We start from the raw sequence: 20,471 nt of genomic DNA on the forward strand, positions 1-20,471 counted from the left end.
CTGCGGCCATGATCTTCCTCCTCGTCGCCGATGCCGCGCGGCTCGCTCGCGCCGGCTACGTGCTCGCCCGCGAGGGCGTGCTCTCCCTGGTCTCGCCGGCCGCGGCGCCGCCTTTGGCCCGCCCCCTGCTGCGCATCGCCCGGCTGATCGCCCGCAGGGATGCCGGCAGCCGTCGCGCACGCTTCTCCGCCGCCCTGTCGCGGCTCGGGCCATCCTATGTGAAGCTCGGCCAGTTCCTCGCCACCCGCCCGGACGTGGTGGGCGCCTCCGTCGCCCGCGACCTGGAGGTCCTGCAGGACAGCATGCCGCCCTTCGGGCAGGACATGGCCGAGGCCACCGTGGCCGACGCCTTCGAGCGGCCGGTGCATGAGGTGTTCGACGTGTTCGGCCCGGCGGTGGCTGCCGCCTCCATCGCCGAGGTCCACAAGGCCGAGGTGAAGGAGAAGGACGGCACCCGCCGCGTGGTGGCCGTGAAGGTGCTGCGCCCGGGGGTGCAGCGGCGCTTCGCCTCCGACATGGGCACCTTCCGCCGCATCGCCGCCTTCGCGGAGGAGAACTTCGGCGAGGCCCGCCGCCTCAGGCTGGAGCAGGTGGTGGACACCCTCGCCCGCTCGGTCTCCATGGAGATGGACCTGCGCCTCGAGGCCGCCGCCTATGCGGAGCTTGCCGAGAACACCAGCGACGACCCCGAGCTGCACGTGCCGCAGGTGGACTGGGACCGCTCGTCCCGCGAGATCCTGACCACCGAATGGATCGACGGCATCAAGCTTTCCGACAAGGAGGCCCTCGTCGCGGCGGGGCACGACCTGAAGGAGATCGCCCGCATCGTCATGCAGTCGTTCCTGCGGCAGGCCATGCGGGATGGCTTCTTCCACGCCGACATGCACCCCGGCAACCTGTTCGTGGATGGGCAGGGCCGGCTCGTGGTGGTGGATTGCGGCATCATGGGCCGCCTGGGGCTCAAGGAGCGGCGCTTCCTCGCCGAGATCCTCTACGGCTTCATCACCCGCAACTGGCGGCGCACGGCGGAGGTGCATTTCGAGGCCGGCTACGTGCCGTTCCACCATTCGGTGGACGACTTCGCCCTCGCCATCCGGGCCATCGGCGAGCCCATCCACTCGCGCACCGCCGACCAGATCTCCATGGCCCGCCTCCTGGCGCTGCTGCTGGAGGTGACGGCCCTCTTCGACATGCAGACACGGCCCGAGCTGCTGCTGCTGCAGAAGACCATGGTGGTGGTGGAGGGCGTCGCCCGCTCCCTCGACCCGCAGCTCGACATGTGGCGCACCGCCGCCCCGGTGGTGGAGGACTGGATCGCCGGCAACCTCGGCCCCGTGGGCCAGCTCAAGCGTGCCGGCTCGGGGCTCGGCGAGATGGGTCACTTCGCCACCACCTTGCCCGGTCTTCTCACCCGCACGGCCCGCGTGGTGGAGCAGCTGGACGAGGCGACGCGCGACGGCCTCCGCCTCTCCCCCGGCTCGCTGGAGGGTATCGGCAAGGCCGAGGCCAGGCGCGCCTTCTGGGGCAATGCCGCCCTGTGGGTGATCGCCGCGGCGCTGGTGGGGATGTGGCTGCGGTAGGGCGCGGCCTGGCCCCGCCCGGCCGGGGCGTGAGCAAATGCAGTCCGGGGGGGCGAACGCGGCTAGAGCTGCCGCGTCAGATTTGCCGCGAAGGAGAGGATGTGCGCCCGCGTCGCCTGCTCGGCGGCGTCGGGATCGCGGTCTGTGAGCGCGGCGACGATGGTGGCGTGCTCGTCCACCACCCGGCGGTGATGGCCGGCGTCGCGCAGGGAGACGAACCATACGCGCTGCGCCCGCTCGTGCAGGTTCTTCAGGATCTCGCCCAGCACCAGATTGCGCGCGCCGGCGGAAATGGCCGCATGGAAGTCCCGGTCGAGGGCCATCAGCGCCGCGATGTCGCCGTCCGCTGCCGCGGCACCGCCCCGCCGCACGTTCTCGGCCAGGGCAGCGAGCATGACGGGATCGCCCCGCTCGGCCGCGAGGCGGGCGCAGAAACCCTCGTTGAGCAGGCGCACGTCCACCATGTCGCGCACCTCATCCTCGCTGATGGGGCGCACGATGATGCCCTTGCGCGGCAGCACCTCCACGAGGCCGTCGCGCATCAGGCGGTCGAAGGCCTGGCGCACCGGCGTGCGGCCGAGGCCGAGGGTGGCCGCCACCTGGGCCTCGCTCAGCGCCTCGCCCGGGCGATAGGCGCACATGATGATGCGCTGCTTGATGAGGGCGTAGGCCTCCTCGCGCAGGGACCGCACGGGCGCGGGCCCGGCATCCGCCGGACCGTCTTCCGTGATGCTGTGCGCGAGCTGCATTGCCCTCCTCCTCAGGCTGGACGATAGCTCAACCGGCGATGGGCAGGACCGCCACGTCGTAGCCGTGGCGGATCACCCGGCCGAGCACGGGATCCTCCAGCTCGAACTCGAAGCGCTCCGCCGGGCGGATGCCGCCCTGCGCCGCGAGCGTGCCGCAGAACATGGCCGTGCCGTCGGAGAAGCCCGCGGCATAGCCGGCGATGATCTCCTCCGGCGGCAGCATGGCGGCCACCGAGCCCTCCTGGTAGAGCACCTTCGCGCCGCCGATCACCGCATGGGAGCGGATCAGGAGCCGGTCCCAGTGGGCCAGCACCTCGTCCAGCGCCCACAGCTCGGCGGCGACGGGCTTGTCGCACATCTGCTTGGAGACGGTGATGCCGTAAGTCTCCACCTTGCGGTCGGTGTGGTCCGAGCCCACGCCCAGGAAGCGCCGCCCCCCGGACTGGAGGATCATGAACTCCACCTCGCCGGAGGAGTCCGGCCCGGTGCATTCGATGGCATCCGCGGTGGTGAAGCGGGCGGCGGCCACGCGATAATAGATGGGCGTGGAGGCGGGGCGCGGCACGCCCAGCTCCTCCAGCTCCACGATGTGCTTCTCGAGGGCCACCTTGTCGCGGCCGGTCCAGCCGGCGATCACGCCCGCGCGGATCAGGAAGGTGTCCTCATAGCTGCGCCCGTCGGCATGGATGGTGAAGGAAAGCGCGGTGCCCGGCATGTGGTCCTCTGGAGCGGTCGTGGGGGAGCGGCCGGCACCCCCGAAAGGGGAGGGAAAGGAGGCGCCGGCCGAACGCGGATGCGAGGTCAGTTCGGCATCCGCGTATCGAGGAGGGTCCACTTCCCGCCCTTCACCTCAAGGATGTAGACGGGCTTCACCGCGTCGCCGTCGGCGAAGGAGATGGCGCCCTCGAGCGCCGGATAGTCCTTGAGCTTGGCGACCTGATCGCGGATGGCGGCGCGCTCGGCGGCGAGCTTGGCCTTGTCGCCGGTGATGCCGGCCTTCTCCATGGCGGCCGCGTAGAGATAGACGATGTCGTAGACCGAGGCGTCCATCTGGTTCGGGTCGGTGCGGGTGAGGCCCGCGGCCTTGGTGCGCTTGGCGAACTCCGAGGTGAAGGCCTTGGTCTTGTCGTTCACCTCCGGGAAGAAGGTGGTGCCGATGGTGAGGTTGTCGCCGGCGCCGTCCATGCGCTTGGGCAGCTCGGGATCGGCGATGGTGGTGCCGCCGATGACGCGGGTGGAGACGCCCTGGCGCTTCAGCTCCTTGGCGAGGTTTACCGCGCCTTCCGGCGGGGAGCCGAGGCCCACCACGTCGGGGGCGAGCTGCTTCAGCTGCGCCACCTGGGGCGACAGGTCGAAGGCGGCCAGCTGGAAGTCCACCGAGCCCTTGAGCGGAACGGCGTACTTCTCGAACATCTTCGGCACCACGATGGTGCCGATGGACTTGGACACCACGTCGTCGGTGGCGTAGGCGGCGGCGCCCGTGGCCATCGGCAGCTTCTTGTCCTTCAGGGAGGCGAGCACCTGGTCGATGACCTTGCCCTCGTCCGTGGTGTTGCGGAAGCCGTAGGTGAAGCCCTTGGTGAGGCCGGGGGCCGAGGAGGCCATGGACATCTGCGCGATGCCCTCGCGCTCGCCCACCGGGAAGGTGGTGCGCACCTCGGAAGAGGAGAACGGGCCGATGATGGCGAGCGCGCCGGCATCCTGCGCGAAGGTGCGCAGGGCGGTGGTGGCCTGCTTGGGATCGCCGGCCGTGTCGAACTTCACGACCTTGATCTTCTTGCCGTTGACGCCGCCCCTGGCGTTGATCTCCTCCACCGCCAGGTCCACCGCCACCTCATTGGTGTTGGCGAGGCTCACATAGGGGCCGCTCTTGGCCATCATGTAGCCGAGGACCAGCTCGCCCTCCGCCCGGGCCGTGCCGGCGGAGACGAGCGCCGCCAGAAGGCCGGCGCCGAAGACCATGCTTTTCTTCATGTCCCACTCTCCTCTGAAGGTTTCTTGTTCATGTTCAATGGGCGGAGGCGGAGCCACCGCCCAGGTAGGCGTCCTGAAGGCGGGGATCGGCGGCGAGCGCCGCGGGGTCCCCCGCCATGGTCACGCGGCCGAGCTCCAGCACGGTGGCGGCATGGGCCACCTTGAGGGCCTTGCCCGTGTTCTGCTCCACCAGCAGCACGGAGAGCCCGTCCCGGTTCAGCTCGCAGATCAGGTCGAAGAGCTTCGAGACGAACAGCGGGGAGAGGCCCAGCGAGGGCTCGTCCAGCATCATCAGGCGGGGCTTCGCCATCATGGCGCGGCCGATAGCGAGCATCTGCTGCTCGCCGCCGGAGAGGCAGGAGGCCAGCATGTGCCGGCGTTCGGCGAGGTTGGAGAAACGCTGGTAGATGGCGTCCATCTCCCGGCGCACGGCCTGCGTGTCGGTGCGCATGTGGGCGCCCAGCAGCAGGTTTTCCTCCACCGTGAGGGAGATGAGGATGCGCCGGCCTTCCGGCACCAGCACCACGCCGTCCGCCATGCGCCTGTGGGGCGCGGCGCGGGTGATGTCCCGGTCGGCGAAGGTGATGCCCCCGGCCTTCGCCGGCACCGCGCCGAGGATGGCCTTCAGAAGCGTCGACTTGCCCGCGCCGTTGGCCCCCAGCACCGTGACCACCTCCCCCTCGTTCACGGTGAGGGAGACGTCGGTGAGGGCCGCCACGCGGCCGTAGGAGACGGAGAGGGAGGAGACTTCGAGCAGCGCCATCCTCAGGCCTCCTCGTCCGTGCCGATATAGGCCTCGCGCACCTTGGGATCCTGCCGCACGCGGGAGAGGGGGCCCTCGGCGATCTTCTCGCCGAAGTTCAGCACCACCACGTTCTCGCAGATGCTCTCCACGAAATGCATGTCGTGCTCCACCACCAGCAGGGTGATGCCCTTGGCCATGAGGGCCTTGAGATGATCGCGCAGGGCGTTGGTCTCGCTGGGATTGAGGCCGGCGGCCGGCTCGTCCAGCATCAGCAGGTTCGCCCCCGCCAGCGTCGCCCGCACCAGGTCGATGCGCTTGCGCACCCCGTAGGGCAGCGCAGCGACCGTCTCGTCGGCATAGCGGCCGAGGCCGCTCTCCTCCAGCGCCTCGCGCGCCTCGCGCTTCCAGCGGTGGCCGGGGACGAGGCGATAGGGGGTGAAGAGCGCGCCCAGGGATGAAGCACGCACATGCTGGCCCACCAGCAGGTTCTCCAGCACCGAGAGGTGCGCCATCAGCCGGATGTTCTGGAACGAGCGGGCAACGCCCGTGGTGATGCGCCGGCGCGAGGGCATGCGCGTCACGTCCACGCCGTTCACCTCGATCCTGCCGGCGTCCACGCCATAGACGCCGCTGACGAGGTTGAAGACGGTGGTCTTGCCCGCGCCGTTGGGGCCGATGAGGGCGGTCGTCACCCCCTTGGGCACGGTGAAGGACAGGTCGCGGATCGCCCGCACGCCGGCGAACGACTTGGACATGCCGGAAATGGCAAGAGCCTTAGGGGAGATGGCCGTGGGGGAGACGGCCGTGGAGGAGATGGCGGCGGTCATCGGGCGGCCTCCCCGGCGGGCGCGGCTTCGGACCGGCGTCGGAAGCGGAAGAGGGAGGTGGTCACCAGCCCCTGCGGGCGGATCGCCATGAAGACGATGATGAACACCGCGAACAGCGCATAGCGCCACTGGTCGGAGGCGCGCAGCAGCTCCGGCACCAGGGTGAAGAAGGCGGCGCCCACCAGCGGTCCCCACACGGTTTGCGTGCCGCCGAACAATACGTAGAGCACGGTGAACACCGAGAGCAGCACGTTGAAGTGCTGGGCCTCGACGAAACTGTAGTGGTGGGCGTAGAGCCCGCCGCCGAAGCCGGCCACCGCCGCCCCCAGGGCGAAGGCCGTCACCTTCATGCCCCACACGGAGACGCCGAGCAGGTCCGCCACCGTGGCGTCGCTCTTCACCGCCGTCAGATAGAGGGCAAAGCGCGTGCGGGAGATGAGCACCATCAGCAGCACCACGCCGGCCGCCGCGGCGAACACCACGTTCGGCGCCGCATAGTCGGTGACGGGATAGCCCGCCGCCCCGCCCACCACTTCCAGGTTGAGGAAGAGGGCGGAGATCACCTGGCCGAGGGCGAAGGTGGCCATGGCGAAATAGATGCCGTGGGTACGCAGCACGGGGATGCCGACGAGGAGCCCGAGCAGCCCCGCGAGCCCCGACCCCACGGGGATGGCCGCCCACATGGGCCACATGTATTCGTTGGTGAGGAAGGCCGAGGCATAGGCGCCGATGGCCATGAAGCCGGCGATGCCGAGGTTCAGCTGTCCCGCCGCCAGCGGCAGGTACACCGCATAGGCCGCCATCACGTTGAAGGCGAGGACGACGAGGACGCCGGTGAGATAACCGCTCATCAGAGCTTCTCCCGGGTGGCGGCGCGGCCCATGAGCCCTTGCGGCCGCACGATGAGGATGAGGAGCAGGAGGCCGTAGACGGTGATGTTCACCACGTCGGCCCCGATGAGGGAGATGGAGAGCACCTCGGCAAGGCCGATGATGAGCCCGCCCAGCACCGCGCCCCAGATGGAGCCCATGCCGCCGACGATCATGGCCGCGACGCCCTTGAAGCCCACGCCCTCGCCCATGAAGGGGGAGACCTGCTGGTAGTTCACCGCGAACAGGATGCCGGCGAGCGCCGCCAGCAGCGCCGAGGCCACGAACAGCTGCGGCACGAGGCGGGAGATGTCGATGCCCATGAGGAGCGCCGTCTCCCGGTTCTCCGCCACGGTGCGGATGCGCCGGCCGGCGGCGGTGGAGCCGAGGTACCAGGACAGGAAGGCGACGAGGCCCAGGGACAGCGCCAGGGAAATGAGCTGGGCGATGCCGATGACCAGCCCGCCGAGACGGATGTTAAGGTCCGGGAACAGCGCCGGGAATGCCTGCTGGTCCGAGCCGAACTGGATCAGCATGAGGTTTTCGAGCAGCACCAGGAAGCCGAGGGAGGAAACCAGCGGCACCTCCGGATCGCCCCCCTGCATGGGCCTGTAGGCGAAGCGCTCCACCAGCAGCGAGACGAAGCCCGCCGCCGCCAGCGCGCCGCCGGCGGCCAGAAGGAAGGGCCAGCCCATGCGCATGAGGCCGAAGGCGAGCATGCCGCCCACCATGAACAGGCCGGGCAATGAGAAGTTGAGGAAGTTCAGCACGCCGATGGCGAGGGTGAAGGCCACCGCCACCAGCATGTAGATGGCCCCGAGCATGAGGCCGTTGACGATCTGCTGCGCGAGCATGGCGATGGGGCAACTTTCCTGGAACGCCGGGAGCAGAGGTCCGACACCGTGGGTGCCGGGAATAGATAAGATACAAAGCTATTTCGCTTTGACGTTCAAGCTGAAATTTCAGGCGGATTTCACAGATTGGAGCGACCGCGGCCGCTCCGCAGGAATGGAAGTTTAATCGCCTGATAACAGATGCTTACGCTGGTTTTACCGGCCAGCCGGACGCGTGTCCTGATGTCGGCGCGAGCGCCCGGCTGCCCAACAGGACGGCACCCCTTTCCGCTCCCGATCCGCCTCCGGGTTGTTACAGAGGCGCGCGGCCCCGTTCTTGCTATGGCCGATGAGAACCCCGCCCAGATCCCCCAACCGATGCCAGGGCCTGTCGCACGTCGGCCATTTTGTCGAAGCCCGGACATCGTTCGTCACCGTGAGGTCGCCATGAAGCTCATCGTCGAACGCCTGGTGGTCGAATCCCTCGTCGATGCGTTTCCCGACCAGGCGCATCTCCTGGCGCAGCCGCGCCTGTCCACGCGGATGGAGCTGGGGCTCGACACGCTGAAGCCGGACGAGCTCGCCCATCTGCACGAGCTGGTGCTGAAGAGCGGGGGCACCACCATCCGCGGGCAGGAGGAGCAGCTCGCCAACCTCGTGGGCGTGTTCAAGGACGAGGGCCGGCGCTTCGCCCCGGAGGAGCTGGAGGACCTCGCCGGCGCCCTCGCGCTCTATTTCGTCAAGCACTGCATCCGCGGCTGGCTGTTCCGCATGAACCCGTCGGGGAAGCCGGAGCCTTATCTCATCACCCGGCTCGACTACACGCCCCCGGGCGAGGAGGAGGCCGGCCGGCTCATCGTGGAGCTGAAGGCCAACAACCGGGGCAAGACCCATGTGGAGAATTTGCTGATCCGCTCCAAGGACCTGCGCGGCCTCACCATTCCCGGCACGCTCGCCGCCAAGGGCTGGCTGATGGAGGACGAGGGGCTGCTCCTGTCCTTCGACGACCAGATCGTGCGCTATTTCGACTGGCGCGCCCAATATGGCGCGCAATTCTCCGGCAAGGGCACCGGCATCTTCGCCGAGGACCCCACCGCCAACCGCCGCGACACCGACTGGGCGCGCAAGTCGGTCATCGTGCTCTCCTCCTCCGGCGGCGAGGCGCGGCTCGTGAATGACGAGGAACTGCTCGGCGAGCGGACGCTGGGCAACGAGACCTCCGGCTTCTTCCTCGACAAGATCGTGAAGAAGGCGGACAAGCAGAACCTCTTCCACATGGCGGTGGACGAGGCGCTCCGGGAAGCAAAGGACAACATCCCCAAGGGCGCCTTCACCGACATGCCCATCCATCCGCTCATCCTGATGTTCCACCTGGAGCTGCACCACCACGTGTGGGTGCATGTGGACGACATCACGCCTTACGAATACCACCCGGAACTGAAGCAGAAGCTGGTTCTGCCGCCGGAGCAGACCGACCTCATCGACATTCTCACCGCCGAGATGAACACGTTGATGGACGACGTGGTGGCCGGCAAGTCCGGCGGCACCACCGTGCTCTGCGCCGGCCCGCCCGGCGTCGGCAAGACGCTCACCGCCGAGGTCTATTCCGAGATCATCCAGCGTCCGCTCTACCGGGTGCATTCCGGCCAGCTCGGCCTCGACGTGGCGCACATGGAGCAGTCGCTCAAGGATGCGCTGACGCGCGCCCAGCGCTGGGGGGCGGTGATGCTGATCGACGAGGCGGACGTCTATATCAAGCGCCGGCAGGACAACCTCACCATGAATGCGGTGGTGGGCGTGTTCCTGCGCGTGCTCGAATATTTCAACGGCCTGCTCTTCCTCACCACCAACCGGGTGGACGACATCGACGAGGCCATCGTCTCGCGCTGCATCGCGCTCATCAAGTATCATTCCCCGGGCCCGGACGACCGCCGCAAGATCTGGAAGGTCATGTCCGACCAGTTCGGCCTGCCGCTGGCGCCGGAGCTGATCGATACCCTCGTCGCCATGTTCCCGGAGACTTCGGGCCGCGACATCAAGGGGCTCGCCAAGCTGGTGGCGAAATACTGCTCGCAGAAGAACGAGCCGCCCACCATCGAGGCCTTCCGCCGCTGCGCCATCTTCCGCGCGCTGGACGTGCCGGCCCTCGAGCCGGCCGCCTGATCCGTCCGTTCACCCCGCGCGACGCTCTGCGCGAACTGACGCCCGCCCCCGACCGGGGCGGGCGTTTCTTTTTCTCCGGAAGTCACAATACATTCGATCATTGCATTGATTGAAATCAATATAGAGTTGAAATTCTCTCCTTTCAGATATCCGGAAGACAAGACGCTTCTTGCATATTGTTTTCATTCCCCGCACGGCATAGACATGAGAACGAAAAGACGGCGCGGCCTTGCGGCGGACTGCAGGTCAGCCTCAGGGTCCGACCATCGTCTTTGCGACAGCGAAGAGGCACTTCCAGGCGACGAAAGGACGAGAAAATGAAAGTCTCCGCGCGCAACGCTTTCGCCGGCACGATCGTCGACATCAAGAAGGGCTCGACCACTGCCCATGTGGTCATCGACGTGAACGGCCTCAAGGTCACCGCTTCCATCACCAACGAATCCGTGGACGACCTGAATCTGAAGGTCGGCGGCGCGGCCACCGCCATCGTCAAGTCGTCCGACGTGATCATCGCCGTCGATTGATCAGCATCGCCCAGGCCAACGCCCCGGCGACGCGACCCGCAGCCCCCTGCTTGTGCGGGGGCTGTGGCGTTTGAGGATACCGCGGGCGGCTTCAGCAGCCGTTGTAACGCACCGTGCCGAAGCCCGTCACGTCGTAGCCGCCGAGGTCCGCCGCCCGGGCCTGGAAGGCCGGCTCGCGGCAGAAGGCCACCAGCTTCTGGAACGGCGGGTCGAAATAGGCCTTGCGCCACACCAGAAGGTCGAAGCGCTCCTCCACCAGCGGCAGGAACCCGAGCTGGTGCTGGCGCGCCGCCGCCTCGATGCCCAGGCCCACGTCTGCCCGCCCGCCGGCAATGGCGAGGGCGAGGTCGGTCTCCGAACGTTCCACGCTCTCCACCGGCGAGAGATCCGACCGCTTCAGCTTTTCCTGCGCCAGCAGCATGTCCAGCACCAGCTCGCTGCCCGCCTCCGGCTGGCGCGCCTGGAAGCGCAGGCCGCGCGCATCGGACAGGCGCTTCGGCGGCCGGGGCAGGTCGCGGCGGAACATGAGGCCGCGCACGCGCCGGGCCCATTCCAGCAGCACCCAGGGCTCCCGGCTGAAGCGGCCTTCCACCGTGCCCACGTTCCAGCCATCCTTTTCTGGAATGTGCAGCCCCACGGCGGTGCATTCGCCCCGCGCCGCCCGCTCAAGCCCGTCCAGCGCGCCATCGAGGAAGACGGCGATGCCGGAGCGCGACTCCCGCAGCGCCCATTCCAGCAGGGGGTCATGCCCGCCGGCGACGATCAATGGCAGGTGGCCGGCCTCGCCTGCCGCAGCGGGGGCGTGCAGCGCCTCCTCCTCGCCCCCCTGGCCGTCGGGGCCGGCAATCCACTCCTCGATATCCTTGCGCGGGAACAGGAGCTTGCCGGTGACGCGCCGCACCGGAAGCGATCCGGCGGAGACGAGATCGTAGATCTTGCGTTCCTTCACCCGCAGCAGGGCGGCCAACTCGCGCGTGGTGAGAAACTCCGCCATCCTGCACCCCCCGAACAGCGGCCCCGCAAGAAACGCATAAAAAAACATATATACACATGAATACGGTTTCAGGCGCCGGAGGCAAGCGCTTCGCGTGTCGCACGGCGGGCGACGAGCGCCCCCGCTGCGGCAAGCGGGAGGAGTCAATCGGGCGGCATCTGGCCCCAACCTGTCCGGCAGGGCGGCTTCACCGCCCACATTGAATCACAGGAAGCGATTCAATGTGGGCTTGAGCCGATCTAGACTGCGCCGAACGCACCCCGCACCCCGGCACGCTCCATGGCATCTGCAAATACGGCTTCCGCCCGCATCGGCATCCTCACCATCTCGGACCGGGCGAGCGCCGGCACCTATGAGGACCTCTCCGGCCCCGCCATCGAGGCGTGGCTGCGCCGCGCCGTCACCAGCCCCTGGACGGCCGACTACCGCATCATCCCCGATGGCTTCGAGAGCGTGCGCGATACCCTCGTCACGCTTTGCGACGACGAGTGCCTCGACCTCGTCTTCACCACCGGCGGCACCGGCCCCTCGCCGCGGGACCTGACCCCGGAGGCCATGGCGGCGGTGATCGAGAAGCCGTTGGCCGGATTCGGCGAGCAGATGCGCCGCATCAGCCTGAACGAGGTGCCCACCGCCATCCTCTCGCGGCAGGAAGCCGGCGTGCGCGGCCGCACGCTCATCGTGAACCTGCCGGGCAAGCCCGCCTCCATCGCGGTGTGCCTCGGCGCGGTGTTCCCGGCGATCCCTTATTGCCTCGATCTCATCGGCGCCAGGCGGATCGAGACCGATCCGCAGGTGTGCGCCGCCTTCCGGCCGAAGGGGGCGTGAGGCGCCCTGCCTCCCGGCGGAGGGGGTCTCCGGCCGTCCGGAAGAACCGTGCCCCCTGAAGCCCGGGGCGGGCCTCAGACCACCACGACCCCACGGTGCTTGGCCTCGCCCTCGGGCTCCACATGGATGGTGATGACCGCGTCATCCATGTCCTGCTCGAAGGCATGCTCGATCCGGTCGCAGATCTCGTGGGCGGCGGCCACGGTCATGTCGCCCGGCACCACCAGATGGAATTCCACGAAAGTGATGCGCCCGGCATGACGGGTGCGCAGGTCGTGCGCCTCGATGGCGCCGGCGGCATGGGTGGAGACCAGCTCCCTTATGCGCGCCACCACATCCGGCGGGGGCGCGGCGTCCATGAGGCCGCCCACGGATTCCTTCATCATCCCCCAGCCGGTCCACAGGACGTTGAGGGCGACGAGCCCGGCCAGCAGCGGGTCCAGCTGCGGCCACCCGGTGACCGGCACCAGCACGAAGCCGGCGAGCACGGCGGCGGAGGTGACCACGTCCGACATCAGGTGCTTGGCGTCCGCGATCAGCGCCGGCGAGCGATAGGCCCGACCGACGCGTATCAGGATGAAGTACCACACCACGTTGACGACCGTCGCCGCGCCGTTCAGCAGCATGCCCTTCACCGGCTGGTCGGGCAGGACGGGATTCTGGAACCCGTTATAGGCCTCGCGCAGGATGGTGAGGGCGGCAATCACCACCAGCACACCCTCGATCACCGCCGAGATGTATTCGGCCTTGTGGTGGCCGAACTGGTGGTTGTCGTCGGCCGGCCGCGAGGACACCTGCAGCGCGATCAGCGCCGCGCCGGAGGCCGCGACGTTGATGATGCTCTCCAGCGCATCCGACAGCAGCGCGACCGAGCCGGTGACCCACCACGCCAGCGTCTTGAGGCCGAGGACGATGATGCCGACGAGCACGCTCGCCGCCGCCACCCAGAGGGTCTTGCGGCTCATTCCTGCCTCCCAGTTCCATCCGAAAACCGGCCTCGCCGGCCATCGCAGCCCACCCGGCCGTCATCAAGACGGTCGGAGCACATCCCGCGAGGGCAGGTGCCGTCCGCCGCTGCGCGAGCCTGTAGCCGCTGCGCCGGTGCAGCGCAACACTGATCGACGCCGCCCGGCCACCACTCTGGCGCAGGGCTGCATTCGGCTACCGGAGCATGTGGCGCAGCGCCCCCTGCATGGCCTCGGGGGAGACGATGATGATGCCGTCGAAGGGCGTGCTCATCTCCAGGATGATGAAGATCGCCCCGCCGAGCGAGACGCCGCACAGGAGGAAGACGATGATCGACACGGCATTGACGGGCGCGAACAGGCCGAAGCTCACGAAGATCAACGTCAGCCACACGACGATCACGGCGATGAACACCGTCGGCACCTGCGTGGAGCTCTCCGCGATCAGCACCCAGCGCAGCGCGGAAAGCGCCTTGTAGCGTTCCAGCGCCTCCGATTTCAGGTCGGTCTGCTCCGACGTCGCAGGGGCGAAAGTACGGATATGCTGGCCCACGGCGGACAGGCGCTGCTCCGAATCAGCGCTCGCCACCTTCGCCTCGGTGTCCGGGCCCGCCGTGTCCGGCCAGGTCTCGGCGATGGCATGGCGGGTGTAGTCGACGAGGGCGGCACGGGCGGGATCGGCGCCCGGCCCATAGTGGCGCAGGGCGAGGTCGAGGGTGATGAGATAGGTGGCGTACTGCTGCACGTCCTTGGAGGTGGCGTCGAAATTGCCCTTCACCGAGGCGGTCATCAGGCCGAGAATCAAGGAGGCCATGGCCGCCACCATGCCGACGCCGAGCTTCACTGCCTCCTGCGTCTCCTTGGTAAGATGGTCCTCCTTCAGCTTGCGCGCGCCCCACATGCCGGCGCACGCCCCGCCGAAGAGCCCCACGAACACCAGCGTGGCGACAACCAGCGCATCCATCCCAGCTTTCCCCCTCGCATGCGATCCACGCGGCGCCGTCCGCATGCGCCGGCCATGTCCACGGCGAAGGCGCGGGCGTCGGCAAGCGCGCCGCTGTCCCCCATGCGGAGCATTCCAGCGGCATCCGCGCGCGAAGGTAAAGAGGCAATCGGCTACGACGCAGGGCACAATCCGAGCAAATTGAATCAATTTGATCGGTGGCTTGCCCTCTGACTTTAGGGGATGCGCGCTGGCCGGCGCGGGCTCCGGCGACAGCGGCGCCCGGCTGCAGCGGGTGCCTCTAGTTCCGCGCGGCGGCGATCAGCGCCCGCTTGCGCGGCAGGTCGAGGTAGCCGGCCCAAAGGGTGTTGCCGATCACATAGGCTGGCGGGTCCAGCAGGCGCAGGGCGGAGGACAGCTCCACGGCGCGGGTCAGGCTGGCGGTCACCTCCGGCTGGTTGGAGGCCTTGAAGACCTTGTAGTGGTCCATGCCGGCGGCGCGCACCACGCCCAGCGCCTTCACACCGTCGATGGCGCCTTCGGTCTGCGCGAGGGCCTCGTAGAAGGGTGGGAAGCGCAGGGGCTCCATGGTGAGGACGGCGAGCGCGACGCGCGCCGCCTCCACCGAGCCCACGTCGAGGCGCGGGGCCATCACCACCGCATAGGCGAGGCGCGGATCGCCGGCGAGGAGATCGCGCATGTCGCGGGCGGAGCGGCGCCAGTCGGGGGCGTTGAAGTCCACCAGCTCGGTGACGAGCGGCGGCAGCCTGGTCCCCATCACCGCCTTGCCGGGCATGGACGTGAGGAGCGCCTTCGCTTCCGGGCCGACCGGCTCGCCGGTCGGCAGCGGCTCGGCCGCCGCGCCCGGTGCCGCCGCTTGCGCCAGGACCGGAGCAGACAGAGATGCGATGACGGGCAAGGAGAGGGGAGCGGCAACGGCGACGCCGATCACGGCGCGGCGGGTGAGGCCCCCGGCGCGCGCGTTCTGGCCGCTCGCGTCCCGGGCGGACGTGTCCTCCGGGAGCGCCTTTCCAGGGCGGCGGCCGCGGCGCATGGGCCTATTCGGCGGCCTTCACCGGGGCGTCGGCGGCCAGCTTGGCCTCCGCATCCTCCTGCGCCTTCAGGACGTCGGGGTGCGGCATGGAGATGATGTTGTAGCCGGAATCCACGAAGTGGATCTCGCCCGTCACCCCCGCCGACAGGTCGGACAGCAGGTAGAGGGCCGAACCGCCCACCTCCTCGATGGAGACGGTGCGGCGCAGCGGCGCGTGGCGCTTCTGGTAGTTGAACATCAGCCGCGCGTCGGCGATGCCCGCGCCGGCCAGGGTCCGCACCGGGCCGGCGGACAATGCGTTCACGCGGATGCCCACGGGGCCGAAATCCGCCGCCAGATAGCGCACGGACGCTTCCAGCGCCGCCTTGGCCACGCCCATCACGTTGTAGTTTGGCATCACCCGGGTGGAGCCGCCATAGGTGAGGGTGATGAGCGAGCCGCCGTTGGGCATCAGGGCCGCGGCGCGCTTGGCAATCTCCGTGAAGGAGAAGCAGGAGATGATCATGGTGCGGGAGAAGTTCTCCCGGCTGGTGTCCGCATAGCGGCCCTTCAGCTCCGACTTGTCGGAGAAGGCCACCGCGTGGACCAGGAAATCGATGCTGCCCCAGCGCTCCTTCAATGCGGCGAACACCGCGTCGACGCTGCCGAGGTCTTCCACGTCGCAGGGCAGGAGAATGGAGGAGCCGACGCTCTCGGCCAGCGGCTTCACCCGCTTGGCCACCTGGTCCCCCTGATAGGTGAAGGCAAGCTCCGCGCCCTGGGCCGCAAGCGACTTGGCGATGCCCCAGGCGATGGAATGGTCGTTGGCGACGCCCATCACCAAGCCCCGCTTGCCTTTCATCAGGTCCTGCATTCCGCACCCTCTCGCGCCTGAAACGCCGATAGCAGAGCTTAGGGCGCGACACTATGGCGTCGCGCCTCACCTTTCATGACCAAGCCTGACATGCCGCTCGGGCATGTCCGTCCGCGCCGCCGCCGTCAGGCGTCCACATGCTTGAGGACGAGGCATGCATTGGTGCCGCCGAAGCCGAAGCCGTTGGAGAGCACGTGGCCGAGGCTGGCATTGTCCACCCGCTCGCGGACGATGGGCATGTCGGCGAAGGCCGGGTCCATTTCCTCGATATTGGCGCTCTCGGCGATAAAGCCGTTCTGCATCATGAGGATGGAATAGATGGCCTCGTGCACGCCGGTGGCGCCCTGGGAGTGGCCGGTGAGCGACTTGGTCGCCGAGATGGGCGGGCACTTGGCGCCGAACACCTCGCGGATCGCCTCGATCTCCTTCAGGTCGCCGATGGGGGTCGAGGTGGCGTGCGGGTTGATGTAGTCGATGGGCGCCTTGAGGCCGGCGATGGCGAGCTTCATGGCCCGCGCCGCGCCCTCGCCCGAGGGGGCCACCATGTCGGCTCCGTCGGAGGTGGCGCCATAGCCGGCGATCTCCGCATAGATGCGGGCGCCGCGCGCCTTGGCGTGCTCCAGCTCCTCGAGCACCAGCACGCCCGCGCCGCCGGAGATGACGAAACCGTCCCGGTTCTTGTCATAGGCGCGGGAGGCGACCTGCGGGCGGTCGTTGAAATTGGACGACATGGCGCCCATGCCGTCGAACAGCACGGAGAGCGTCCAGTGCAGGTCCTCGCAGCCGCCGGCGAAGATCATGTCCTGCTTGCCGTACTGGATCAGCTCGTAGGCGTTGCCGATGCAGATGTTGGTGGTCGCGCAGGCGGCCGAGATGGAATAGCTCAGGCCCTTGATCTTGAACCAGGTGGACAGGGTCGCTGAGGCGGTGGAGCCCATGGCCTTGGGCACCGCGAACGGGCCGACGCGCTTGGGCCCCTTCTCGCGGGTGATGTCCGCCGCTTCGACGATGGTCTTCGTGGAGCTGCCGCCCGAGCCCATGATGAGGCCGGTGCGCTCGTTGGAGATCTCGTGCGGCTCGAGGCCGGCGTCGCGGATGGCCTGGTCCATGGCCACGTGGTTCCAGGCGGTGCCGCCGCCGTGGAAGCGCATGGCGCGGCGGTCCACCACCTCTTCCGCGTTCAGGGTCGGCGCGCCTTGCACCTGGGAGCGGAAGCCGAGCTTGGCCTGGTCCTCCGCGAAGGAGATGCCGCTTCTGGCCTCGCGGAGGCTCGCGAGAACCTCCTGCGTGGAGTTGCCGATGGACGAGACGATGCCCATCCCGGTGACGACGACGCGCCGCATGTCACTTCCTCAGTTGGAATGCACCACCATGGCCACGAATCGTGGCAGCGCCTTGTCAGGCGCCTGGTGCCGCCTCGGCCTGGAACAGGCCCACCTTCAGATCCTTGGCCCGGTAGATCACCTGATCGTCGGCCGCGAGCCATCCGTCGGCGATGCCGAGCACGAGCTTGGAGCGCATCACCCGCTTCAGCTCCACGCCGTAGACCACCTTCTTCACGTTCGGCAGCACCTGGCCGGAGAACTTCAGCTCCCCGAGGCCCAGCGCCCGGCCGCGGCCCGACGAGCCCAGCCAGCCGAGGAAGAAGCCCACCATCTGCCACAGGGCGTCGAGGCCGAGGCAGCCCGGCATCACCGGGTCGCCCTTGAAGTGGCAGCCGAAGAACCAGAGGTCCGGGTTCACGTCGAGCTCGGCCCGCACCATGCCCTTGCCGAACTCGCCGCCGGTCTCCGAGATCGCGGAGATGCGATCGAACATCAGCATGGGCGGCAGGGGCAGTTGCGCGTTACCGGCCCCGAACAGCTCGCCACGTCCACACGCGAGGAGATCCTCATACTCGAAGCTGGTCTGCCGGTCCGCCATTCTCGCTTGTGTCGCCGTTCTGCTGCGGGACAGGGCCCGCAGGTGGTTACGATAGAGCCGTGAAGCCCGCCCCCGTGACCGGCGGCGGCACTCCCTAACATAGGCAGGGGCGCGCTCAAAGTCATGAAAGCGTCACGGCGCGCAGAACTTGCCGCAGCGGCCGGAGCCGATACGCCCCCGCCGCGCTGCCGCGGCGCGAGAGGCCAGCCCGCGCCCGGTTCAGGATGGTGTCCGGATCCCGGATTTCTGTCGTAGCATGGCGGCGCGCGGGAGCCGGGCAGGATCGCCCGGCAGCGGGCCGAGGGAGCAGAGGATGGCGATACTGAATGAATTCAAGGAGTTCGCGGTCCGCGGCAATGTGGTGGACCTCGCCGTCGGCGTGATCATCGGCGCCGCCTTCGGCAACATCGTCACCTCGCTGGTGGGCGACGTGTTCATGCCGGTCATCGGCGCGGTCACCGGCGGGCTCGATTTCTCCAATCATTTCATACCGCTCTCGAAGGCGGTCACGGCCGAGAACCTGGTGGACGCCAAGAAGCAGGGCGCGGTGCTGGCCTACGGGGCCTTCATCACCATCGCCATCAACTTCATGATCGTCGCGGCGGTGCTGTTCCTGGTGGTGCGCGGCATCAACACGCTCCGGCGCAAGGAAGCGGACAAGCCGCCGGCCGCTCCGACGCGGACCGAGGTTCTGCTGACCGAGATCCGCGACCTTCTGGCCCAGCGCCCGGCGCAACCCTGACCCCCGGCAGGATCGCCCCGGCGGATGCCGGACCGCCTGCGGAAACCCGGCGCGGGACCGCTCAGCGGATGTCCGCGCCCACCGCGTCGGCCACCGAGGCGAAGCCGTCGGCCTTGAGCCGCGCGGCGAGGTCCGCCTTGATGCGGCCGACGAGGCCGGGGCCGCCGAACACCAGCATGGAATAAAACTGCACCAGGCTCGCCCCGGCGCGAATCTTGGCATAGGCGTCCGCCCCCGAGGCGATGCCGCCCACCCCGATGAGGGGCAGCTTGCCGTCCACCATCCTGTAGAGCGTGGCGAGCCGCTCGGTGGAGAGCGCCATCAGCGGCTTGCCGGAGAGGCCGCCGGCCTCGGCCTTGTGCGGGCTCTGCAGGCTCTCGGGGCGCGAGAGGGTGGTGTTGCCCATGACGATGCCGTCCACCCCGGTTTCGAGCGCCACCTGCGCCACGTCGGCCAGCGCCGCGTCGTCCAGGTCGGGCGCCACCTTCACCAGCAGCGGCGGCCGGCCCACCGGATCGGGGATGGAGGCGTTTCGCACCGCCAGCACGTGGGCGAGGAGCGCCTCCATCTCCGCACGCGCCTGCAGGGCCCGAAGGCCGGGCGTGTTGGGCGAGGAGACGTTGCAGACGATGTAATCGGCGAGCCGGCAGGTGGCGGAAACGCCGGCGGCGTAATCCTCCAGCGCGTCCTCGCTCTCCTTGTTCTTCCCCACGTTCGCGCCGACGATGCCCGTGGCGCCCGCGCTGCGGCGCTTTCCCAGGCGGTAGACGAAGGGGGCGAGCCCCTCGCTGTTGAAGCCGAAGCGGTTGATCACCGCCTCGTCCTCGTCCAGCCGGAACAGGCGCGGCAGGGGATTGCCCGGCTGCGGGCGGGGCGTCACCGTGCCGGCCTCGACGAAGCCGAAGCCGAGCCTGATGAGCGCGTCCGGCACCTCGCAATGCTTGTCGAACCCTGCCGCCAGCCCCACCGGATTGGGAAAGGGAATGCCCCACACCCGCGTCGCCAGAACCGGATCGTCCGCGCCGGACAGGTCCGGGACGAGGGGGCTCTTCAGCGCGCGGATGGCGAGGCCATGGGCCCGCTCCGGCGAGACGAAGCGCAGGAACGGCCGGGCAAGGGCGTAGAGGTCCATTTCGGCGTCACTCGCCGGTGGTGGCGGTGCCGCCGTGGGCCTTCGACCAGCTGTGGGGATCGTGGAGGAAGGACTCGATCTCGGCGATCTGCGTGGATTCGAAGCGGTTCATGGTCTTCACCGCCGCCAGCACGTCCCACCAGGTGGCGAGCCGGTGCAGGGAGAGGCCGGCGCCGTCCAGGATGCCCGCCGCCTCGGAGAAGATGTCGTAATAGAAGAAGACGAAGCAGTGGGAGCACTCGGCGCCCGCCTCGCGCAGGGCGTTGACGAAATTGACCTTGCTGCGGCCGTCGGTGGTGAGGTCCTCCACCAGCAGCACGCGCTGGCCGGGGGCGAGGTGGCCCTCGATCTGGGCGTTGCGGCCGAAGCCCTTGGGCTTCTTGCGCACATACTGCATGGGCAGCATCAGCCGGTCCGCCACCCAGGCGGCGAAGGGGATGCCCGCCGTCTCGCCGCCGGCCACCGTGTCGAACTGCTCGTAGCCGACCTCGCGGTAGAGGGTGGCGATGGCGAAGTCCACCAGCGTCTGGCGCACGCGGGGGAAGGAGATGAGGCGGCGGCAGTCGATATAGACCGGGCTCGCCCAGCCGGACGTGAAGATGAAGGGCTCGCCCGAGGAGAAACGCACCGCCTCCACCTCCAGCAGCATGCGCGCGGTCTGCTCGGCGATGGTGGCCTTGTCGGTGAAAGCCGGGACGTTCGACATGAGAGGGGGCCTCGGACGCTGAAGGGGCGGTATTACAATCGAACGACAGGCGGATCCCGTCGTGGAT

The 20,471-nt window shown here is 68.6% G+C and carries 21 protein-coding genes; 5 read left to right on the forward strand and 16 right to left on the reverse strand.

The genetic code is table 11. The features are described 5' to 3' along the window. Nucleotides 1–8: 8 nt before the first annotated feature. A complete protein-coding gene (ubiB, locus tag V5F59_RS00190; protein WP_393979183.1) occupies nt 9–1,580 on the forward strand; it encodes a 2-polyprenylphenol 6-hydroxylase in 1,572 nt (523 codons plus the stop codon). Nucleotides 1,581–1,642: 62 nt separating this feature from the next. On the opposite strand, the gene V5F59_RS00195 is transcribed toward ubiB, so the two are convergent. The 7 genes from V5F59_RS00195 to V5F59_RS00225 form a co-directional block, all read right to left on the reverse strand. Then, entirely contained in the window at nt 1,643–2,329 is a 687-nt protein-coding gene (locus tag V5F59_RS00195; protein WP_393979185.1) for a GntR family transcriptional regulator, read from the reverse strand. Between the two features lie 28 nt (nt 2,330–2,357). Beyond that, nucleotides 2,358–3,044: a DUF2848 domain-containing protein gene (locus tag V5F59_RS00200; RefSeq protein WP_393979187.1), complete on the reverse strand. Its 687-nt coding sequence runs from the start codon at nt 3,042–3,044 to the stop codon at nt 2,358–2,360. Nucleotides 3,045–3,130: 86 nt separating this feature from the next. Continuing rightward, nucleotides 3,131–4,303 carry an ABC transporter substrate-binding protein gene (locus V5F59_RS00205; RefSeq protein WP_393979189.1) on the reverse strand — a complete coding sequence of 391 codons (1,173 nt, stop codon included), beginning with the start codon at nt 4,301–4,303 and terminating at the stop codon, nt 3,131–3,133. A gap of 34 nt (nt 4,304–4,337) precedes the next feature. Next, nucleotides 4,338–5,066, reverse strand: a complete 729-nt coding sequence (locus V5F59_RS00210; RefSeq protein WP_445329486.1) for an ABC transporter ATP-binding protein — start codon at nt 5,064–5,066, stop codon at nt 4,338–4,340. A gap of 2 nt (nt 5,067–5,068) precedes the next feature. Then, the gene (locus tag V5F59_RS00215) at nt 5,069–5,875 is read right to left on the reverse strand and encodes an ABC transporter ATP-binding protein (RefSeq protein ID WP_393979191.1); all 807 of its coding nucleotides are present in this window, start codon (nt 5,873–5,875) and stop codon (nt 5,069–5,071) included. Then, entirely contained in the window at nt 5,872–6,726 is an 855-nt protein-coding gene (locus V5F59_RS00220; RefSeq protein WP_393979193.1) for a branched-chain amino acid ABC transporter permease, read from the reverse strand. Before V5F59_RS00220 ends, V5F59_RS00215 begins: the two co-directional genes overlap by 4 nt. Beyond that, nucleotides 6,726–7,598, reverse strand: a complete 873-nt coding sequence (locus tag V5F59_RS00225; RefSeq protein WP_393979195.1) for a branched-chain amino acid ABC transporter permease — start codon at nt 7,596–7,598, stop codon at nt 6,726–6,728. Before V5F59_RS00225 ends, V5F59_RS00220 begins: the two co-directional genes overlap by 1 nt. 426 nt (nt 7,599–8,024) lie before the next feature. Here V5F59_RS00225 and V5F59_RS00230 point away from each other — a divergent pair, with 426 nt between their 5' ends. Next, nucleotides 8,025–9,740: an AAA family ATPase gene (locus V5F59_RS00230; protein WP_393979197.1), complete on the forward strand. Its 1,716-nt coding sequence runs from the start codon at nt 8,025–8,027 to the stop codon at nt 9,738–9,740. 317 nt (nt 9,741–10,057) lie between these two features. Next, complete coding sequence (locus V5F59_RS00235; RefSeq protein WP_393979199.1) at nt 10,058–10,264, forward strand: TOBE domain-containing protein; 207 nt, start codon at nt 10,058–10,060, stop codon at nt 10,262–10,264. Nucleotides 10,265–10,355: 91 nt separating this feature from the next. Here the strand turns inward: V5F59_RS00235 and V5F59_RS00240 are convergent, their stop codons facing one another. Further along, nucleotides 10,356–11,258, reverse strand: coding sequence for a substrate-binding domain-containing protein (locus V5F59_RS00240; RefSeq protein ID WP_393979201.1), 903 nt, complete (start codon nt 11,256–11,258; stop codon nt 10,356–10,358). A 279-nt stretch (nt 11,259–11,537) separates the two neighbouring features. On the opposite strand from V5F59_RS00240, the gene mog reads away from it, so the two are divergent. Next, nucleotides 11,538–12,086 (forward strand): molybdopterin adenylyltransferase, encoded by a 549-nt coding sequence (mog, locus tag V5F59_RS00245; RefSeq protein ID WP_393979203.1) that lies wholly within the window; start codon nt 11,538–11,540, stop codon nt 12,084–12,086. A 74-nt stretch (nt 12,087–12,160) separates the two neighbouring features. Here mog and V5F59_RS00250 read toward each other — a convergent pair whose 3' ends face one another. The 6 genes from V5F59_RS00250 to fabA all read right to left on the reverse strand — a co-directional run bounded on the left by V5F59_RS00250 (nt 12,161) and on the right by fabA (nt 17,824). Further along, nucleotides 12,161–13,051, reverse strand: coding sequence for a cation diffusion facilitator family transporter (locus V5F59_RS00250; RefSeq protein ID WP_393979205.1), 891 nt, complete (start codon nt 13,049–13,051; stop codon nt 12,161–12,163). A gap of 196 nt (nt 13,052–13,247) precedes the next feature. Then, a complete protein-coding gene (locus V5F59_RS00255; RefSeq protein WP_393979207.1) occupies nt 13,248–14,015 on the reverse strand; it encodes a bestrophin-like domain in 768 nt (255 codons plus the stop codon). Nucleotides 14,016–14,295: 280 nt separating this feature from the next. Continuing rightward, complete coding sequence (locus V5F59_RS00260; RefSeq protein ID WP_393979209.1) at nt 14,296–15,048, reverse strand: thioredoxin domain-containing protein; 753 nt, start codon at nt 15,046–15,048, stop codon at nt 14,296–14,298. 4 nt (nt 15,049–15,052) lie between these two features. Further along, entirely contained in the window at nt 15,053–15,901 is an 849-nt protein-coding gene (fabI, locus tag V5F59_RS00265; protein ID WP_393979211.1) for an enoyl-ACP reductase FabI, read from the reverse strand. A gap of 125 nt (nt 15,902–16,026) precedes the next feature. After that, nucleotides 16,027–17,244, reverse strand: a complete 1,218-nt coding sequence (fabB, locus tag V5F59_RS00270; protein ID WP_393979213.1) for a beta-ketoacyl-ACP synthase I — start codon at nt 17,242–17,244, stop codon at nt 16,027–16,029. A gap of 55 nt (nt 17,245–17,299) precedes the next feature. Then, nucleotides 17,300–17,824, reverse strand: a complete 525-nt coding sequence (gene fabA / locus V5F59_RS00275) for a bifunctional 3-hydroxydecanoyl-ACP dehydratase/trans-2-decenoyl-ACP isomerase (protein ID WP_393979215.1) — start codon at nt 17,822–17,824, stop codon at nt 17,300–17,302. Between the two features lie 319 nt (nt 17,825–18,143). Here fabA and mscL point away from each other — a divergent pair, with 319 nt between their 5' ends. Beyond that, on the forward strand, nt 18,144–18,566 hold the full coding sequence (gene mscL / locus V5F59_RS00280) for a large conductance mechanosensitive channel protein MscL (protein WP_393979759.1): 423 nt from the start codon (nt 18,144–18,146) through the stop codon (nt 18,564–18,566). Between the two features lie 61 nt (nt 18,567–18,627). On the opposite strand, the gene V5F59_RS00285 is transcribed toward mscL, so the two are convergent. Both V5F59_RS00285 and V5F59_RS00290 read right to left on the reverse strand, forming a co-directional pair. Next, entirely contained in the window at nt 18,628–19,698 is a 1,071-nt protein-coding gene (locus tag V5F59_RS00285) for a quinone-dependent dihydroorotate dehydrogenase (protein ID WP_393979217.1), read from the reverse strand. A 7-nt stretch (nt 19,699–19,705) separates the two neighbouring features. Continuing rightward, nucleotides 19,706–20,404, reverse strand: a complete 699-nt coding sequence (locus V5F59_RS00290) for an orotate phosphoribosyltransferase (protein ID WP_393979219.1) — start codon at nt 20,402–20,404, stop codon at nt 19,706–19,708. Nucleotides 20,405–20,471 lie beyond the last annotated feature (67 nt).

The organism is Xanthobacter nonsaccharivorans (assembly GCF_043194755.2).
Lineage (GTDB): Bacteria > Pseudomonadota > Alphaproteobacteria > Rhizobiales > Xanthobacteraceae > Xanthobacter > Xanthobacter autotrophicus_G.

Excerpts from the sequence above, each read along its gene's own strand:
- V5F59_RS00240 (WP_393979201.1), bottom strand. The coding sequence starts at position 11,258 with ATGGCGGAGTTTCTCACCACGCGCGAGTTGGCCGCCCTGCTGCGGGTG.
- V5F59_RS00225 (WP_393979195.1), bottom strand. The coding sequence starts at position 7,598 with ATGCTCGCGCAGCAGATCGTCAACGGCCTCATGCTCGGGGCCATCTAC.
- V5F59_RS00255 (WP_393979207.1), bottom strand. The coding sequence starts at position 14,015 with ATGGATGCGCTGGTTGTCGCCACGCTGGTGTTCGTGGGGCTCTTCGGC.
- V5F59_RS00230 (WP_393979197.1), top strand. The coding sequence starts at position 8,025 with ATGAAGCTCATCGTCGAACGCCTGGTGGTCGAATCCCTCGTCGATGCG.
- V5F59_RS00195 (WP_393979185.1), bottom strand. The coding sequence starts at position 2,329 with ATGCAGCTCGCGCACAGCATCACGGAAGACGGTCCGGCGGATGCCGGG.
- V5F59_RS00285 (WP_393979217.1), bottom strand. The coding sequence starts at position 19,698 with ATGGACCTCTACGCCCTTGCCCGGCCGTTCCTGCGCTTCGTCTCGCCG.
- V5F59_RS00250 (WP_393979205.1), bottom strand. The coding sequence starts at position 13,051 with ATGAGCCGCAAGACCCTCTGGGTGGCGGCGGCGAGCGTGCTCGTCGGC.
- ubiB (WP_393979183.1), top strand. The coding sequence starts at position 9 with ATGATCTTCCTCCTCGTCGCCGATGCCGCGCGGCTCGCTCGCGCCGGC.
- V5F59_RS00235 (WP_393979199.1), top strand. The coding sequence starts at position 10,058 with ATGAAAGTCTCCGCGCGCAACGCTTTCGCCGGCACGATCGTCGACATC.
- V5F59_RS00205 (WP_393979189.1), bottom strand. The coding sequence starts at position 4,303 with ATGAAGAAAAGCATGGTCTTCGGCGCCGGCCTTCTGGCGGCGCTCGTC.
- fabA (WP_393979215.1), bottom strand. The coding sequence starts at position 17,824 with ATGGCGGACCGGCAGACCAGCTTCGAGTATGAGGATCTCCTCGCGTGT.
- V5F59_RS00260 (WP_393979209.1), bottom strand. The coding sequence starts at position 15,048 with ATGCGCCGCGGCCGCCGCCCTGGAAAGGCGCTCCCGGAGGACACGTCC.
- V5F59_RS00290 (WP_393979219.1), bottom strand. The coding sequence starts at position 20,404 with ATGTCGAACGTCCCGGCTTTCACCGACAAGGCCACCATCGCCGAGCAG.
- mog (WP_393979203.1), top strand. The coding sequence starts at position 11,538 with ATGGCATCTGCAAATACGGCTTCCGCCCGCATCGGCATCCTCACCATC.
- fabB (WP_393979213.1), bottom strand. The coding sequence starts at position 17,244 with ATGCGGCGCGTCGTCGTCACCGGGATGGGCATCGTCTCGTCCATCGGC.
- fabI (WP_393979211.1), bottom strand. The coding sequence starts at position 15,901 with ATGCAGGACCTGATGAAAGGCAAGCGGGGCTTGGTGATGGGCGTCGCC.
- V5F59_RS00200 (WP_393979187.1), bottom strand. The coding sequence starts at position 3,044 with ATGCCGGGCACCGCGCTTTCCTTCACCATCCATGCCGACGGGCGCAGC.
- V5F59_RS00215 (WP_393979191.1), bottom strand. The coding sequence starts at position 5,875 with ATGACCGCCGCCATCTCCTCCACGGCCGTCTCCCCCACGGCCATCTCC.
- V5F59_RS00220 (WP_393979193.1), bottom strand. The coding sequence starts at position 6,726 with ATGAGCGGTTATCTCACCGGCGTCCTCGTCGTCCTCGCCTTCAACGTG.
- V5F59_RS00210 (WP_445329486.1), bottom strand. The coding sequence starts at position 5,066 with ATGGCGCTGCTCGAAGTCTCCTCCCTCTCCGTCTCCTACGGCCGCGTG.